This is a genomic window from Pseudomonas sp. S3_B11, from assembly GCF_054667715.1.
This window is the reverse complement of sequence record NZ_CP162749.1, coordinates 196,407-211,085: the sequence shown is the minus strand read 5'-3', so window position 1 is coordinate 211,085 and position 14,679 is coordinate 196,407. Positions and strand designations below refer to the sequence as shown.

General features: G+C 58.8%; 12 protein-coding genes, 1 tRNA gene and 1 pseudogene. 9 read left to right on the top strand and 5 right to left on the bottom strand.

From position 1 onward, the window contains the following. The first annotated feature begins 78 nt into the window (after positions 1 to 78). From AB4O22_RS01000 to ychF, 8 genes are all read left to right on the top strand, one after another. Positions 79 to 1,803: a tetratricopeptide repeat protein gene (locus AB4O22_RS01000; protein WP_460095776.1), complete on the top strand. Its 1,725-nt coding sequence runs from the start codon at positions 79 to 81 to the stop codon at positions 1,801 to 1,803. A gap of 4 nt (positions 1,804 to 1,807) precedes the next feature. Further along, positions 1,808 to 2,425 (top strand): lipoprotein insertase outer membrane protein LolB, encoded by a 618-nt coding sequence (gene lolB, locus AB4O22_RS00995; protein WP_003205525.1) that lies wholly within the window; start codon positions 1,808 to 1,810, stop codon positions 2,423 to 2,425. Position 2,426: 1 nt separating this feature from the next. Then, complete coding sequence (gene ispE / locus AB4O22_RS00990; RefSeq protein WP_223472394.1) at positions 2,427 to 3,278, top strand: 4-(cytidine 5'-diphospho)-2-C-methyl-D-erythritol kinase; 852 nt, start codon at positions 2,427 to 2,429, stop codon at positions 3,276 to 3,278. A gap of 36 nt (positions 3,279 to 3,314) precedes the next feature. Continuing rightward, positions 3,315 to 3,389, top strand: a tRNA-Gln gene (locus tag AB4O22_RS00985). Positions 3,390 to 3,436: 47 nt separating this feature from the next. After that, complete coding sequence (locus AB4O22_RS00980) at positions 3,437 to 4,378, top strand: ribose-phosphate pyrophosphokinase (protein WP_003205529.1); 942 nt, start codon at positions 3,437 to 3,439, stop codon at positions 4,376 to 4,378. Positions 4,379 to 4,521: 143 nt separating this feature from the next. Next, positions 4,522 to 5,124, top strand: coding sequence for a 50S ribosomal protein L25/general stress protein Ctc (locus tag AB4O22_RS00975; protein WP_003205531.1), 603 nt, complete (start codon positions 4,522 to 4,524; stop codon positions 5,122 to 5,124). A gap of 166 nt (positions 5,125 to 5,290) precedes the next feature. After that, positions 5,291 to 5,875 carry an aminoacyl-tRNA hydrolase gene (gene pth / locus AB4O22_RS00970; RefSeq protein ID WP_003205533.1) on the top strand — a complete coding sequence of 195 codons (585 nt, stop codon included), beginning with the start codon at positions 5,291 to 5,293 and terminating at the stop codon, positions 5,873 to 5,875. Positions 5,876 to 5,897: 22 nt separating this feature from the next. Beyond that, complete coding sequence (ychF, locus tag AB4O22_RS00965) at positions 5,898 to 6,998, top strand: redox-regulated ATPase YchF (RefSeq protein ID WP_003205534.1); 1,101 nt, start codon at positions 5,898 to 5,900, stop codon at positions 6,996 to 6,998. A 229-nt stretch (positions 6,999 to 7,227) separates the two neighbouring features. Here ychF and AB4O22_RS00960 read toward each other — a convergent pair whose 3' ends face one another. The 5 genes and pseudogenes from AB4O22_RS00960 to AB4O22_RS00940 form a co-directional block, all read right to left on the bottom strand. Next, on the bottom strand, positions 7,228 to 7,605 hold the full coding sequence (locus tag AB4O22_RS00960; protein ID WP_460095775.1) for a c-type cytochrome: 378 nt from the start codon (positions 7,603 to 7,605) through the stop codon (positions 7,228 to 7,230). Between the two features lie 106 nt (positions 7,606 to 7,711). After that, positions 7,712 to 8,299 (bottom strand): hypothetical protein, encoded by a 588-nt coding sequence (locus AB4O22_RS00955; RefSeq protein WP_057451738.1) that lies wholly within the window; start codon positions 8,297 to 8,299, stop codon positions 7,712 to 7,714. 4 nt (positions 8,300 to 8,303) lie between these two features. Beyond that, positions 8,304 to 8,747, bottom strand: coding sequence for a DUF3592 domain-containing protein (locus AB4O22_RS00950; protein WP_367861805.1), 444 nt, complete (start codon positions 8,745 to 8,747; stop codon positions 8,304 to 8,306). A 370-nt stretch (positions 8,748 to 9,117) separates the two neighbouring features. Next, the gene (locus AB4O22_RS00945; protein WP_460158253.1) at positions 9,118 to 9,906 is read right to left on the bottom strand and encodes a methyl-accepting chemotaxis protein; all 789 of its coding nucleotides are present in this window, start codon (positions 9,904 to 9,906) and stop codon (positions 9,118 to 9,120) included. A 111-nt stretch (positions 9,907 to 10,017) separates the two neighbouring features. Then, positions 10,018 to 11,040: pseudogene (locus tag AB4O22_RS00940) on the bottom strand (methyl-accepting chemotaxis protein); the annotation flags it as partial. A gap of 1,166 nt (positions 11,041 to 12,206) precedes the next feature. Between AB4O22_RS00940 and AB4O22_RS00935 the strand changes: the two are divergent. Beyond that, positions 12,207 to 14,507: a hypothetical protein gene (locus AB4O22_RS00935; protein WP_460095774.1), complete on the top strand. Its 2,301-nt coding sequence runs from the start codon at positions 12,207 to 12,209 to the stop codon at positions 14,505 to 14,507. Positions 14,508 to 14,679: the final 172 nt, after the last annotated feature.

Below are 14,679 nucleotides of genomic sequence, written 5' to 3'. Positions count from 1 at the left end.
AAATCGACGGGGCGGTTATGTTTGACCGAAGGCTTGTGTCATGATGATCTGACCGCAGGTTAGTCGTCCTCTTCCTATATGAATAGATCTTCCGCGTTGCTCCTCGCTCTTGCCTTGCTCAGCGGCTGCCAGTCCATGGCCCCCGTTTCGACGGACGGTACGCCGCCGGTCGAAGACAGCGTGCAGGTACCTGAAAAACCCAAGGTCTACGGCTCGTTCAGCGAAGAAACCATCTTCAGCCTGTTGAGCGCCGAACTGGCAGGCCAGCGCAATCGCTTTGACATTGCGCTGGACAACTACGTGACGCAGGCCATCAATACCCAGGACCCGGGAATTTCCGAGCGGGCATTTCGCATTGCCGAATACCTGGGCGCCGACCAGCCCGCGCTGGATACCGCGCTGATCTGGGCCAAGAATGCCCCGGACGACCTCGAAGCGCAGCGCGCCGCTGCCGTGCAACTGGCCCGGGCCGGACGCTACGACGACTCCATGATGTATATGGAGAAGGTCCTGCAGGGCAAGGGCGACACCCATTTCGACTTCCTGGCCCTGTCCGCCGCCGATACCGACCAGGAAACCCGCAACGGCCTGATGAAAAGCTTCGATCGCCTGTTGCAGCGCCACCCGAACAACGGCCAGCTGATTTTCGGCAAGGCCCTGCTGCTGCAACAGGATGGTGACACCCAGGGCGCCCTCACCCTTCTGGAAGACAACCCACCGGAAGCTGGCGAAGTAGCGCCAATCCTGCTGCGCGCACGCCTGCTGCAAGGCTTGAACCGCGGCGACGAAGCGCTGCCGCTGCTGGAAAAAAGCATCAAGAAGTACCCGGACGACAAACGCCTGCGCCTCACCTACGCCCGCATGCTGGTGGAAAACAACCGCATGGACGACGCCAAGGTGGAGTTCTCCAGCCTGGTCCAGCAATACCCGGAAGACGACGAGTTGCGCTATTCGCTGGCGCTGGTCTGCCTGGAAGCCAAGGCCTGGGAAGAGGCCAAGGGTTACCTGGAAGACCTGATCGCCCGGGAAAGCCATGTCGACTCGGCCCATCTGAACCTGGGTCGCATCGCCGAGGAGCGCAATGACCCTGAGAGCGCACTGATCGAGTACGCCCAGGTCGGCCCGGGCAACGACTATCTGCCGGCGCAGTTGCGCCAGGCCGATATCCTGATCGGCAATGGCAAGACCGCCGATGCCCAGAGCCGCCTCGCCGTACAACGCGACTCCCAACCGGACTACGGCATCCAGCTGTACCTGATCGAAGCCGAAACCCTGGCGGCCAACAATCAGGGCGACAAGGCCTGGAACGTGCTGCAACAAGCCTTGAAGCAGTACCCGGATGACCTGAACCTGCTTTACACCCGCGCCATGCTGGCGGAGAAACGCAATGACCTGGGCCAGATGGAAAAAGACCTGCGCCTGATCATCCAGCGTGACCCGGACAACGCCATGGCCCTCAACGCCCTGGGCTATACGTTGTCGGATCGCACCACCCGTTACGACGAAGCCAAGCTGCTGATCGAACAGGCCCACCAGATCAATCCGGAAGACCCGGCGGTGCTCGACAGCCTTGGCTGGGTGAATTTCCGCCTGGGCAATCTCGATGAAGCCGAACGCCTGTTACGCCAGGCCCTGGAGCGCTTTCCCGACCAGGAAGTCGCCGCTCACCTGGGCGAGGTCCTGTGGGCCAACGGCAAACAACGCGAAGCCCGGCAGATCTGGAGCCGATTCCTCAAGGATCAGCCTGACAGCCCTATCTTGCGCAGCACCATCAAACGCCTGACCGGATCCGAGACTCTTTAAGATTATGTTTTTGCGCCATCTCATCGTTTTCAGCTTCATTGCCTTGCTCGCCGGTTGCGCGGGCTTCGGCGCCCGTGAATCCGTCCAGGGCCAGGGCAACCAGGCCCAATGGCGCGAGCACAAGCAACAACTGAGCGGCCTCGACGGCTGGCAGATCGACGGCAAGATCGGTATCCGCGCCCCGAAAGACTCGGGCAGTGGCACGCTGTTCTGGCTGCAACGCCAGGACTACTACGATATTCGCCTGTCAGGCCCATTGGGGCGCGGTGCGGCCCGCCTGACCGGCCGACCGGGCCAGGTATCGCTGGAAGTTGCCAATCAGGGACGCTACGAGGCGCCCACGCCCGAAGCGCTGCTGGAAGAACAACTGGGCTGGAAGCTGCCGGTTTCCCACCTGACCTGGTGGGTTCGCGGGCTGCCGGCACCAGACAGTAAAAGCCGCCTGACCCTCGACGCCGACAGCCGCCTGTCCAACCTGGAACAGGATGACTGGCAGATCGAATACCTCAGCTATGCCCAGCAGAACGGCTACTGGCTGCCCGAACGCATCAAACTGCATGGCAGCAACCTCGACGTCACGCTGGTGATCAAGCAATGGCAGCCGCGCAAACTGGGGCAATGACATGAGCGCCGCACGCCTGACCCTGCCCTCCCCGGCCAAGCTCAACCTGATGCTGCACATCCTCGGTCGTCGCCCGGACGGCTACCACGAGCTGCAGACGATTTTTCAGTTCCTGGACTACGGCGACGAAATCACCTTTGCCGTACGCGACGACGGCGTGATTCGCCTGCACACCGAATTCGAAGGCGTTCCCCACGACAGCAACCTGATCGTCAAGGCCGCGAAAAAACTCCAGGCACAATCCGGTTGTGCGCTGGGCATCGATATCTGGATCGAAAAGATCCTGCCCATGGGTGGCGGCATCGGTGGCGGCAGCTCGAATGCGGCCACCACGCTGCTGGGTCTCAACCACTTGTGGCAACTGGGCTGGGACGCGGATCGCCTGGCCGCCCTGGGCCTGACACTGGGCGCCGACGTGCCGGTTTTCGTGCGTGGCCACGCCGCTTTCGCCGAGGGCGTAGGGGAAAAACTCACCCCGGTGGACCCCGAAGAACCCTGGTACTTGGTGCTGGTGCCGCAAGTCTCTGTAAGTACAGCAGAAATTTTTTCAGATCCACTGTTGACACGTAACTCTCCTCCCATTAAAGTGCGCCCCGTTCCCAAGGGAAACAGTCGAAATGACTGCTTACCGGTGGTAGCAAGGCGTTATCCAGATGTTCGTAACGCTTTGAATTTGTTAGGTAAATTTACCGAAGCAAAACTCACCGGAACTGGAAGTTGTGTGTTTGGGGGCTTCCCAAGCAAAGCTGAAGCTGATAAAGTCTCGGCCCTTCTGACAGAGACCCTTACAGGGTTTGTAGCAAAAGGAAGCAACGTTTCGATGTTGCATCGCAAGCTGCAAGACCTGCTCTAAAGGAATCGAGTGCTGGGCACTCGCAGCAACAGATACAGGGGCGTCGCCAAGCGGTAAGGCAGCAGGTTTTGATCCTGCCATGCGTTGGTTCGAATCCAGCCGCCCCTGCCATTTTCCTATACTCATCCAGGTATACCCTCAGCCTTCAGGTACTGCGCGTGTCCAAGATGATGGTCTTTACGGGGAACGCCAACCCCGATCTGGCTCGGCGTGTCGTACGTCAGCTGCATATCCCTCTCGGTGACATTTCTGTCGGTAAGTTTTCCGACGGTGAAATCACTGCGGAGATCAATGAAAACGTTCGCGGTAAAGACGTCTTCATTATTCAGCCGACTTGCGCTCCGACCAACGATAACCTGATGGAACTCGTCGTGATGGCTGATGCCTTCCGTCGCTCCTCGGCTACTCGTATCACTGCTGTTATTCCTTACTTTGGTTATGCCCGTCAGGATCGCCGTCCGCGTTCCGCACGTGTGGCAATCAGCGCGAAAGTCGTGGCTGATATGCTGACCGTAGTCGGCATCGACCGTGTTCTCACGGTTGATCTGCATGCTGACCAGATTCAGGGTTTCTTCGATATTCCCGTGGATAACATCTACGGCTCCCCGGTCCTGGTGGATGATATTGAAGATCAGCGCTTCGAAAACCTTATGATCGTGTCCCCGGACATTGGCGGCGTCGTGCGTGCACGGGCGGTTGCCAAATCCCTGGGCGTGGATCTGGGTATCATCGACAAACGCCGTGAGAAAGCCAATCACTCCGAAGTGATGCATATCATCGGCGACGTCGAAGGGCGTACCTGTATTCTGGTCGATGACATGGTCGATACCGCCGGCACCCTGTGCCACGCGGCCAAGGCCCTGAAAGAGCATGGCGCTGCCAAGGTCTTTGCCTACTGCACACACCCTGTGCTGTCGGGTCGAGCGATCGAGAACATTGAAAATTCCGTGCTGGACGAGCTGGTGGTCACCAATACCATTCCGCTGTCCGCTGCAGCACAAGCCTGTGTGCGTATCCGCCAACTGGATATCGCACCGGTTGTTGCCGAAGCGGTTCGCCGCATCAGCAACGAAGAATCGATCAGTGCGATGTTCCGCTAAGGGCCCTGCCCTTTCCAGGACATCTCGTTGACGAAAAGCGCCCCGCCCCGGCATTACCTGTCGGGGCGGGGCTTTTTTGCCCATATCGCCTTAAGCGCTGGTCGCAAGCGCTGGGGTGAATGTGGTTACTTTGGAGATACAACATGAACGAATTTACTCTGAATGCTGAAGTGCGTTCCGACCTGGGGAAAGGTGCGAGCCGCCGCCTGCGTCGTCTCGCAAGCCTGGTTCCAGCTGTAGTCTACGGTGGCGAGAAAGCCCCTGAGTCCATCAGCATGCTGGCCAAAGAAGTTGCCAAACTGCTCGAAAACGAAGCGGCCTACAGCCACATCATCGAGCTGAACATTGGCGGCACCAAGCAGAACGTCGTGATCAAGGCCCTGCAGCGTCACCCGGCCAAAGGCCACGTGATGCACGCCGACTTCGTACGCGTAGTAGCTGGCCAGAAACTGACCGCTATCGTGCCTGTACACTTCGTTGGCGAAGCTGCTCCGATCAAGAAAGGCGGCGAAATTTCGCACGTTGTTTCGGAAATCGAAGTGACCTGCCTGCCGAAAGACCTGCCTGAATTCATCGAAGTCGACCTGGCTGACGCCGAAGTCGGCACGATCATTCACCTGTCCGACCTCAAGGCTCCTAAAGGCGTTGAGTTTGTTGCTCTGGCACACGGCGATGACAAGGCAGTTGCCAACGTCCACGCCCCACGTGTTGCTCCAGAAGCCACTGAAGAAGGCGCTGCAGAGTAATTTCACTCTGTCGCCGGAGTGACCGGAAACATCGCGGACTGGAACGTAGCGAGACAGCGGGCGAGAACGCGAAGTTTACTTAACGGTAAATCCGCCATTATCGTCCACTGTCGCAACACCGCCTGATTGCGACATCGTTATCCACACTCCAGGAAGGGCCCCTATCGTGACTGCCATTAAACTGATCGTTGGCCTGGGAAATCCAGGCGCTGAATACGAACAGACCCGGCATAACGCAGGGGCCCTTTTTGTTGAGCGCATCGCGCAGGCACAAGGCGTCAGCCTGGCAGCCGATCGCAAGTATTTCGGCCTGACCGGTCGCTTCTCGCACCAGGGTCAGGATGTTCGTCTGTTGATTCCCACCACCTACATGAACCGCAGCGGCCAGGCCGTGGCGGCATTGGCCGGTTTCTTTCGCATCAAGCCTGAAGAAATCCTGGTGGCCCACGACGAACTCGACCTGCCTCCGGGCGTTGCCAAGCTCAAGCAAGGCGGCGGCCATGGCGGTCACAACGGGTTGCGCGACATCATCGCGCAACTGGGTAATCAGAATACCTTTCACCGCCTGCGGCTCGGCATCGGCCACCCGGGCGTTGCCAGTATGGTTTCAAACTTTGTCCTGGGTCGTGCGCCTCGCGCCGAACAGGAAAAACTCGATGCCAGCATCGACTTTGCCCTCGGCGTGCTGCCGGATATCCTCGCCGGTGAATGGAACCGCGCGATGAAAAACCTGCACAGCCAGAAGGCCTGACACTTATCCGAGGGGAAACACCATGGGATTCAATTGCGGCATCGTCGGCCTGCCTAACGTCGGCAAGTCCACCCTGTTCAACGCCCTGACCAAATCCGGTATCGCGGCTGAGAACTTCCCCTTCTGCACCATCGAGCCGAACACCGGCATCGTTCCGATGCCCGATCCACGCCTGGAAGCCCTGGCGGCCATCGTGATCCCGGAGCGCGTGCTGCCGACCACCATGGAGTTCGTGGACATCGCCGGCCTGGTGGCTGGGGCTTCGAAAGGTGAAGGCCTGGGCAACAAGTTCCTGGCCAACATCCGCGAAACCGATGCCATCGCCCACGTGGTCCGCTGCTTCGAAGACGAGAACGTGATTCACGTCTCCAACAGCGTCGACCCGAAACGCGATATCGAAATCATCGACCTGGAACTGATCTTCGCCGACCTCGACAGCTGCGAGAAGCAACTGCAGAAAGTCGCTCGCAATGCCAAGGGTGGCGACAAAGACGCCGTCGCCCAGAAAGCCCTGCTCGAGCAGTTGATCGCCCACTTCACCTTGGGCAAGCCGGCACGCAGCCTGATCAAGAACATGGGTGCCGATGAGAAGCAGATCGTTCGTGGCTTCCACCTGCTGACCACCAAGCCGGTCATGTACATTGCCAACGTTGCCGAAGACGGCTTCGAGAACAACCCGCTGCTGGACGTGGTAAAAGCTATCGCCGAAGAAGAAGGCGCGATCGTGGTACCGGTCTGCAACAAGATCGAAGCGGAAATCGCCGAGCTTGAAGACGGCGAAGAGAAGGACATGTTCCTGGAGGCCCTGGGCCTGGAAGAGCCTGGCCTGAATCGCGTGATCCGCGCGGGTTATGAAATGCTCAACCTGCAGACGTACTTCACCGCTGGCGTAAAAGAAGTCCGCGCCTGGACCGTTCGCGTCGGGGCTACCGCGCCACAAGCCGCGGCCGTGATCCATACCGACTTCGAAAAAGGCTTCATCCGCGCCGAAGTCATCGCCTATGACGATTTCATCCAGTACAAAGGTGAAGCCGGTGCCAAGGAAGCCGGTAAATGGCGTCTGGAAGGCAAGGAATACATCGTCAAGGACGGTGATGTGATGCACTTCCGCTTTAACGTCTAAGTTGTTGCTGGTGTTGCGGGTGATGGCGTGTATATCCGTTATTTAGGTAACGGCTGCTTAGGGTTCCGCCCTGACGGCGGCTCACTTTTGACTGGGCCGGCTTCCGGGCTTTTCGAAAGTGACCCGCTGTAAGAGCGGAACCGCCAGTAGCCCTTACCGCAGAAACGGATATACACACCACCCCAAACCGTTTCTATCGCACTCAAGAGATCAACAGCAGCCCAAAAAATCATCGGCCCTTCGAAATCACACCACCCATATACTGATTCAAATCGCGAAAATCCTTAACACTCCAAGGATACGGCGATAGCTTCACACCATTCTCTCGCAAGGTCCTCGGAATCAAATCACCATTGGGTCGAAGTATTATCGACGACACAATCACACCCGGATAATCACCGAGTCGTTTCTTGAAAGCGGCAGTTGTAAGGTCAGGCGTAGGAGGATTGCTTTTATGAGCCAACGGCCCTGTCCCCTTGATATCTGCTCCGTGACACATGGCACATCTCTGTAAATAGAGATTTTTACCATTGGCATTATCTGCAAAGGATAGTGATGTTTGAATGAGCGATAAAAACCCTAGCGAAGCGATGACTAATATTTTCATTTTGCTTTCGGCACGTGCCAATTCTTATGGGCGCAACTTCCTGTGGGGGCGAACTCATTCCCACAGGTTTTAGATGCCGGGATTGTTGTCCGCTCGCACAATCCGACTAGAACAGATAGCCCATGTAGATCGCCGCGCCACCACCGGCCTGCAGGCCAGCGTTCACCCCGGCCATGACCACCGCGCCCTTGGCCGAGCGCGCCAGTTGCCGATTGACCGTGGTCGAAGCGATGAGCGAGGTTGCCGGGTTGGAGCTCAGGGCCACCGACAACGCCAGCAACTTGGGATCGAGCCCGAACAGCAGGGCCGTGGCCGAACCGCCGATCCCCAGGCCCACGCCCACTTCGGTATACATGCAAGGGCCGGTGATGTCGTCACTGCTCAGGTCGCGGTCGACCAGGGCGTCGCTGACAAACACCTTGCCAGTGCTGGGAAACGCCTCTGCCGCACCGGCCGCAGCCACACCCTTGCCCTTGATCTGGATATTGATCTTGCCGAAACGCGGCAGCCTGGCGCCGAACCCGACACCCACGCCAACCCCGCCATAGCGGTAGCTGACGTCTTCGCCCTGGGGCGAGCGCAGGATAATCGAGCCACCACTGCCAGCCACCATGACCACGGTCAGGCCACCACCGCTAGCGGTCTGGTACTGCCAGCGACTTTCATTAACCGGGAGTGGGATGTTGTAGCTCATACGTTCAAAGTCCTTTATGTGAATGAACCGCATCGCGACCGCGTTGGCGGGTAGCTTTCAGCAGGCCGACAAGGGTGAACACCAGGCCGATAAAACCCAGTACCCCGGAAGTGCCCCACAGTGCCGCCGGGGCATCGACGATGGCGCTGGCCGTCGGCTGCTCGGGCAGGTAATGCACCCGCACCGGTTGGTCCTTCTGATAGCCGAAGATAAAGCCGCCCTGGGGGTAGGAAATTTTTTCACCGCTGACGGTGGTGAAGGCGATCTCGGGATGCGAACCACCGGCATTCAAGTGGCTGACGATGCCATCGGCGGTCTGTGCCCGGGCGAGGAAGTCGCGACGGTCGAGGGTGAGATTGACGGCAATGCCCAGCAAGCCAATGCCAATCAGCGCAAAAAGCAGGCCCAGCAGTATCGTCCCGATGCGTGACGGGGTGTCGTTAGCCATAGCTTGTCCCGGTATTCATCCATGAAAGAAGACGGCGAGGATAACAAAAAAGCCTGCTGTGCCGTAATGCTGTTCATTCGAGGTTTGTGATCGCCGTGGCGAGTGAACTTGCTCTCATGGAACAAATTGCAATCATGTGATTTTTAAGGCTGGAAATACATATCGATCGTTCCCACGCTCCTGCGTGGGAATGTCACCAGGGACGCTCCGCGTTCCGCTTCTGGAAGGCGACGCAGAGCGTCACGGGATGCATTTCCACGCAGAGCGTGGGAACGATCAAAAACAGATATCTCGTGGACGTCGCTCTAGTTCCCTGCGCGACAGCGCAGCGTCGAAGACGCGGCGGCCTCTCCCTCGCTACGGATGCCCATTAACCTCTTTTGACTTTGAAGCGTCCCAATACACGCTGCATCAGCGAGGCTCGCTCTGAAAGGTCCTTGGCCGCCACCGCGCACTCTTGCGAGTTCGACTGGTTTTTCTGCGTCACTTCGTCGATCTGCTCAAGCCCGATACTGGCCTGCTGCAAGCCCGAAGCCTGCTCGCTGGAGGCCTGGTAGATCAGCGAAACCAGGCTCGACACCGCGCCGGTTCCGCTGACGATGTTCTTCAGCGATTCGGCGGTCCGGCCGGCGATGATCATGCCGCGCTGGGTCTTGCTCGAGGAATCGGCGATCAGCGCGGCGGTCTGCTGGGCGGCCTCGGCACTGCGGGCGGCCAGGCTGCGTACTTCATCGGCCACCACGGCAAAACCGCGCCCAAGCTCACCGGCCCGGGCAGCTTCGATCGCCGCGTTCAGGGCCAGCAGGTTGGTTTGTGCGGCAATGTTGTCGATGGTGGTGATGATCGCCGTGATGTCCTTGCCCGAGTTGTCGATTTCGGCCATGGCGACAATCAGTTCGCTCATCAATTTGTCGCTTTCACCGGCATCGGCCCGCGAGGCCTGGGATTGCTCATCGGCTTTCTTGGCGTTGGCGGCGTTGTCCCGGGTCTGGGCGGCCATCTGCGTCATCACCGCGCTGATTTCGGTGATCGACGAGGCGGAATTGGAGGCCCCGTCGGAGAGTGACTGACTCAAGTCGGTGACCTGCGCCGAGCTGCCGGTGATCTGGGTGGCGCTGATTTGAACCTCGGAAATCAGCTGGTTCAGGTTGCTGACCATCTTCTCCAATGACTTGCCGAGGGTGTCATGAGGTGAAGACAAGCGGACCTCCAGGTCCAGGTCACCTTCGGAAATACGCTCAGCCACCCGCACCTGCCGTTGCAGGCTTTCAGACATGTCGTTGAGGGCCGCAGACAACTGCCCGACTTCGTCTTCGGATTTCTGCACCAGGCGACGAGAGAAATCTCCCAGGCTGATGGTGGCGGCCAAGGCGGCGGCTTCGCGAATCGGCCCAACGATTTTTGCCGCGGCATACCACAGGGCAGCCAGGGCCAACAACGAAATGACCAACCCTACCGACACTTGCCAGATGCTGTTGTTGAGGCTGCGTGCCTGCAGCTCCTGCTCCAGGGCGATGGCCTGGCTCATGACCACAGCCTTGGGCAGGCGAATCAACACCGCCCATGGCTTGCCCGTGCGACCGAGCGCAATGGGCATCAGCACTTCAATGTTCTGTGTTTGCGCATTGAGCAGGCCATCACCCCGACCGCCCTGGATATCGCGGAGCACTTTTTCCCAGGATTCAGGCAACAAGGCCTTGATCGGCTGGCCAATCAGGTCGGTCCGCTGGCTGTCCGCGACCACCAAGCCCTGGTTACTCAGGATCGAAACCGTGCCTTTGCCGCCGTAGAGATCAGCAGACATCTGCTCGCTGAGTTTCTGGATAAACGCGATATCGAAGTCAGCCCCGACCACACCGTAGAACTTGCCGTTGGACACAATGGGCACCGACAAGGTGGTCAGCCAGACGTTTTTCCCCTGGACCACATAAGGAATGGGGTCCAGCACGCTTTCCTTCAGGGTGTCGCGCGGGCCGCTGTACCAACCGCCCTTGGGCACACCGTTGGGATGACGGTCCGGGGAGTCATACTCGACCAATGGCTGCACCGCGACATGGCCGTCGGCGCTGCGCGTCCAGTAAGGCGTGAAGCGTCCGGTCAGTGGGTTATTACCATCCTCTGCATTGCGGAACGCCGGATCCTGCCCGTCCAACGCATTCGGTTCCCAGCAGGAATAGGTGCCGTTGAAGTCCGGGTTATCCTTGAGGACGCTGAGCAGTACGCTGTTGATCTGTTCACGCCCCAATGCCAGGGGGCTTTGCGAGGCCTTGCTGGCGGCAAAGGCATTGGCCATGGTGCGGGCCGCATCCAGCGCATTCTGCAACTTGGCCTGGATGGCGTTGGCCCGGGATTCGGCCAGGTTCTGAATTTCCCGGATGGTTGATTTCTCAACCAGTGCGCTGACCTCGGTCGAGACATATTGCTCATTGGCCCGGGCGCTGAAGAGCCCGTAGACAATCAGGCTGATGGATGAAACAAACAGGCATACGCCTGCCGTGACACAAATGCGTGCCTGCAATGACTTGAACTTCATATCATTCCCCGCCTGATTCTATTTATGGCCAACGTCAAAAGACGGCAGCATCTAACGTGTGCACGACACGGCATGACAATCGATCACGGCTGCTACGCCCCCCCCAAGACAAACACCTTGGAAGAACTTGGCGATACAGCTCTTTATAAGAATTTCAATATGGCAGGTGGGGGGCGCAACCCCTGTCCGCCCGCAGCGCAGAAGAGGTCATCAAACCAAAAACCGAAGGCCTTATGTCCGGGACAATAAGGGCGATAGGTGGAAAGAATGTGAAAACCTGCTTTTCCAGTCACCACAGGGGTCACCCTTGAATAATGCTGCAGATTCCCTTCTAACCATTAACCACAACAGCAAATTAACACGACCAACCTTTATACAAATACCCACTTAAGGCTTATACAAACCAGTACTTTGGTCGCAACAGCAACGTACTTATCAAGTACAAGATTCAAGTTGAGACTCTCTCGTTGCACGGCACTGGCCGCCACCCCGCAATGGCGACCTCGGGCAAGATATGAGTGCCGGGCTACACTCCATGCGCGTCCTGCAAGGCACAACGCTCAAGCGCCTTCTTCCGCATGGATAGGGAGATTCTCATGCACAGTCTCGCAGACTACGGATATACGAAGAGACCAGCCCCCGCCCCCGCCATTCGTGCAGTGCTGCCAGCCACTGGCGACATTGAACGGCACCCTCCTGGCTGAGTATTCCCTCGGCTACCTCAAGTCCGGGAGCGGTTGATTCGCTCCGGGACCTGTTCGCGACCCAACACTTGAAAAGACTTCCCGATCAATTGCATCGGCGTAGCAGGCACAGGCGCGCCGGATTCGTGGGAGTGGGAGCGCAACCGTGCCCATGCACCGCGCGCTCTCACGTCCGAAAACAACCGCAAGGCGTCCACCCAATGTCGTGAAAAGGAGATCAACATGAATAACCTGAGCGATATAGCGCTGGCAACATCCACCAACCCCAGCACCTTCCTCACGGTCCCGCTCGGCGATCCGGTCCAGGCTGACAACGGCAACATTCCACCCAACACGCGGATGCTGCCCGGCCAGTGGGCGGCAGCGGACGGCAACGGCTATGTGTTGCTGCTGCAGCCTGACGGCAACCTGGTGCTGTACCAGGTCGTCACAGGTCCCGTGGCGGCCAACAGCTCGTTCACCGGTAGCGCGATCTGGGCCACTGGCACCAACAACGGTGCCTACTTCGATGTCCAGACCGATGGCAATCTGGTCCTGGGTACCAGCGACGGCAACGTGGCATGGTCGCCCTACACCAATGGCATCGACCCTCAGGAACTGCTCGTCCAGACCGACGGCAACCTCGTGCTGTACAACACCCTCAACCAAGCCTGCTGGGCCTCGAGCAGCAATCACTATCAGGTTTGGCCGCCGACTCGCTGGGTCAATGTACAAAGCCGTCTCGTCGCGCCCGAGAAAGGCGTGCCCTTTGTACTCACCGCCAGTTCCGACGGCGTGACGTTGAGCCCCTTCGTGGCCGGTTCGCCCAACCAGATCTGGCAAGTCACCGCCGATGGACGGCTGCTCAGTGGCCTGCTCGACGGGTTGGTGTTGGGTCAGGATGCCGGCAGCAGTACGCCAATCAACACCACACAGAGTATACCCGTCCCGGTCGAGCAGACCTGGCTCTGGGGAACGGGGCTCGGCCCCACGGCCATCCAGAACAGCGCTTCGAATCAGTATCTGAGTGTCGATATCACGGGGGGCTCGGTACAGATGCAAGACACCGACACCTCGAGCCAATGGTACTTCATGCCGACCACGCCCCTGGACAGCATCATGGCCTTGCCGGCGTCCGACCCGGCCTTCCCGGCCTTTACGCCTGACCAACAGGCTGTCTATGACTGGATCAACAACAAACTGGCGGCCATGAACAATCAGCGCCATTTGATCCTGCGCGAGCAGTACACCAACGGCGCCAGCACCCTGGACAATTACCGGCAAGACATGCTCGGCCTGGACTACAGCGCGTTCCCACCGCAAGTCTGGCAACCCGTAGTGGAGCAGTTGAAGTTGGAGCTCAGCGCAGCGAGCGCCGTCAACAGCCTGTTCGCCTGCTACACCAGTTTCCACACCCTGTTATTCGTGGACCAAGGAGCGCTGCTCTCCGAACTGGGCCTGGATGCCGGCTTCGAGGACGGTGACTCGACCAATATCGGCGGCATCATCCTGGCGGTGCTCTCGGGCGTCATCTACACCGTGCTCTCGGCTGAAACGATGGAAGGCGACATCAATTATTTCGCCGTCGCGGCCAACGTTCTCCAGAGCGGCATCAATGTGGCGGTCGCGGCCCAGAGCTCGAATGTTTCTCCCAGCCTGTTCCAGGTGGCCTATGCCGACCTGTGGGGACAATTGAGCACTACCTTCGAAGGGTTGCTGGACACGTTCGACACCATGGAAACCGCCATCCTGACAGACTGGGCCAAGCTGAAAATCACCTATACGCTGATCGCCTCGACAGCGCCCGACGGATTGTTCTGGAACTCCGGTGAAACTGGAAATATGGTGAAAGCCGCCAAGCAGGGTTACGTGCTGTCAGTAATGCAGATGCTGCTGCCGGCCAAATACCAGATCTACCAATACCTGGACGTCAATAACAACCCCATCGACGGTGTGCCCGCCTATGCGCAGTACATCACACCCGCGATCGACGGGACCTACTTCAAATACTGGATCGCCGATTCGACGGACTGGTCAATCTATCCGGAAGAAATCGCGCTCACCCAGGTCTGGGACAATGGCGGCTCGAAGGACGACTTCTTTAACAGCAGTAACGGTTGGGCGTTCGCCTTGACGCGGCCCTACACCTACAGCGGCAACGCCGCCAATTACCTGGTAATCGCGCTTACCAACCTGAGCCCGAACACGCTGGTGGCCACGGTGTTCAATCCGTCCCCCACCTCCGCCGGGCCGTCCCCACAAACCCTGTATCCCTACGAGACGGTGTTGATCGAGGCCGAAGCTGCATATCCTGGTGGCGTAGCGATCACTCTCTCGATCTTCGACCCTTCCCGTGGCAACTACTTCGACGAGCCAATCGCCTCGTTCGATGCCTTTCAGGATTACTCTGGGTTCGCGGCTGGTAATGTGCGCACCGCCAACGCCACGACGGCGGGCGACTACCAACTATCGACACCGCTGTGCAACACGGGCGGGTACAAGCAATACCCTGGCGCCATCCAGGCCAGTATCTACCGTCCTTGAGGGGTGAATCGCAGGCATGAGGAGCGGGAGTTCCGCTCGAAGAAAAAGCCGTGTTGATCGGCGGGCTTGCTCCGAAGGCGTTGGGTCGGTTTGCATTGATACAGGATGTGCCGACGCCTTCGCGAGCAAGCTCGCTCCCACAGGTTTTTGTGTCGTGTGCAGATGGCCGAGA

What these genes read in the sequence shown, in the direction of transcription:
- AB4O22_RS01000 (WP_460095776.1), top strand. Translation starts at nt 79, where the DNA reads ATGAATAGATCTTCCGCGTTGCTCCTCGCTCTTGCCTTGCTCAGCGGC.
- lolB (WP_003205525.1), top strand. Translation starts at nt 1,808, where the DNA reads ATGTTTTTGCGCCATCTCATCGTTTTCAGCTTCATTGCCTTGCTCGCC.
- ispE (WP_223472394.1), top strand. Translation starts at nt 2,427, where the DNA reads ATGAGCGCCGCACGCCTGACCCTGCCCTCCCCGGCCAAGCTCAACCTG.
- AB4O22_RS00975 (WP_003205531.1), top strand. Translation starts at nt 4,522, where the DNA reads ATGAACGAATTTACTCTGAATGCTGAAGTGCGTTCCGACCTGGGGAAA.
- ychF (WP_003205534.1), top strand. Translation starts at nt 5,898, where the DNA reads ATGGGATTCAATTGCGGCATCGTCGGCCTGCCTAACGTCGGCAAGTCC.
- AB4O22_RS00960 (WP_460095775.1), bottom strand. Translation starts at nt 7,605, where the DNA reads ATGAAAATATTAGTCATCGCTTCGCTAGGGTTTTTATCGCTCATTCAA.
- AB4O22_RS00955 (WP_057451738.1), bottom strand. Translation starts at nt 8,299, where the DNA reads ATGAGCTACAACATCCCACTCCCGGTTAATGAAAGTCGCTGGCAGTAC.
- AB4O22_RS00950 (WP_367861805.1), bottom strand. Translation starts at nt 8,747, where the DNA reads ATGGCTAACGACACCCCGTCACGCATCGGGACGATACTGCTGGGCCTG.
- AB4O22_RS00945 (WP_460158253.1), bottom strand. Translation starts at nt 9,906, where the DNA reads ATGGTCAGCAACCTGAACCAGCTGATTTCCGAGGTTCAAATCAGCGCC.
- AB4O22_RS00935 (WP_460095774.1), top strand. Translation starts at nt 12,207, where the DNA reads ATGAATAACCTGAGCGATATAGCGCTGGCAACATCCACCAACCCCAGC.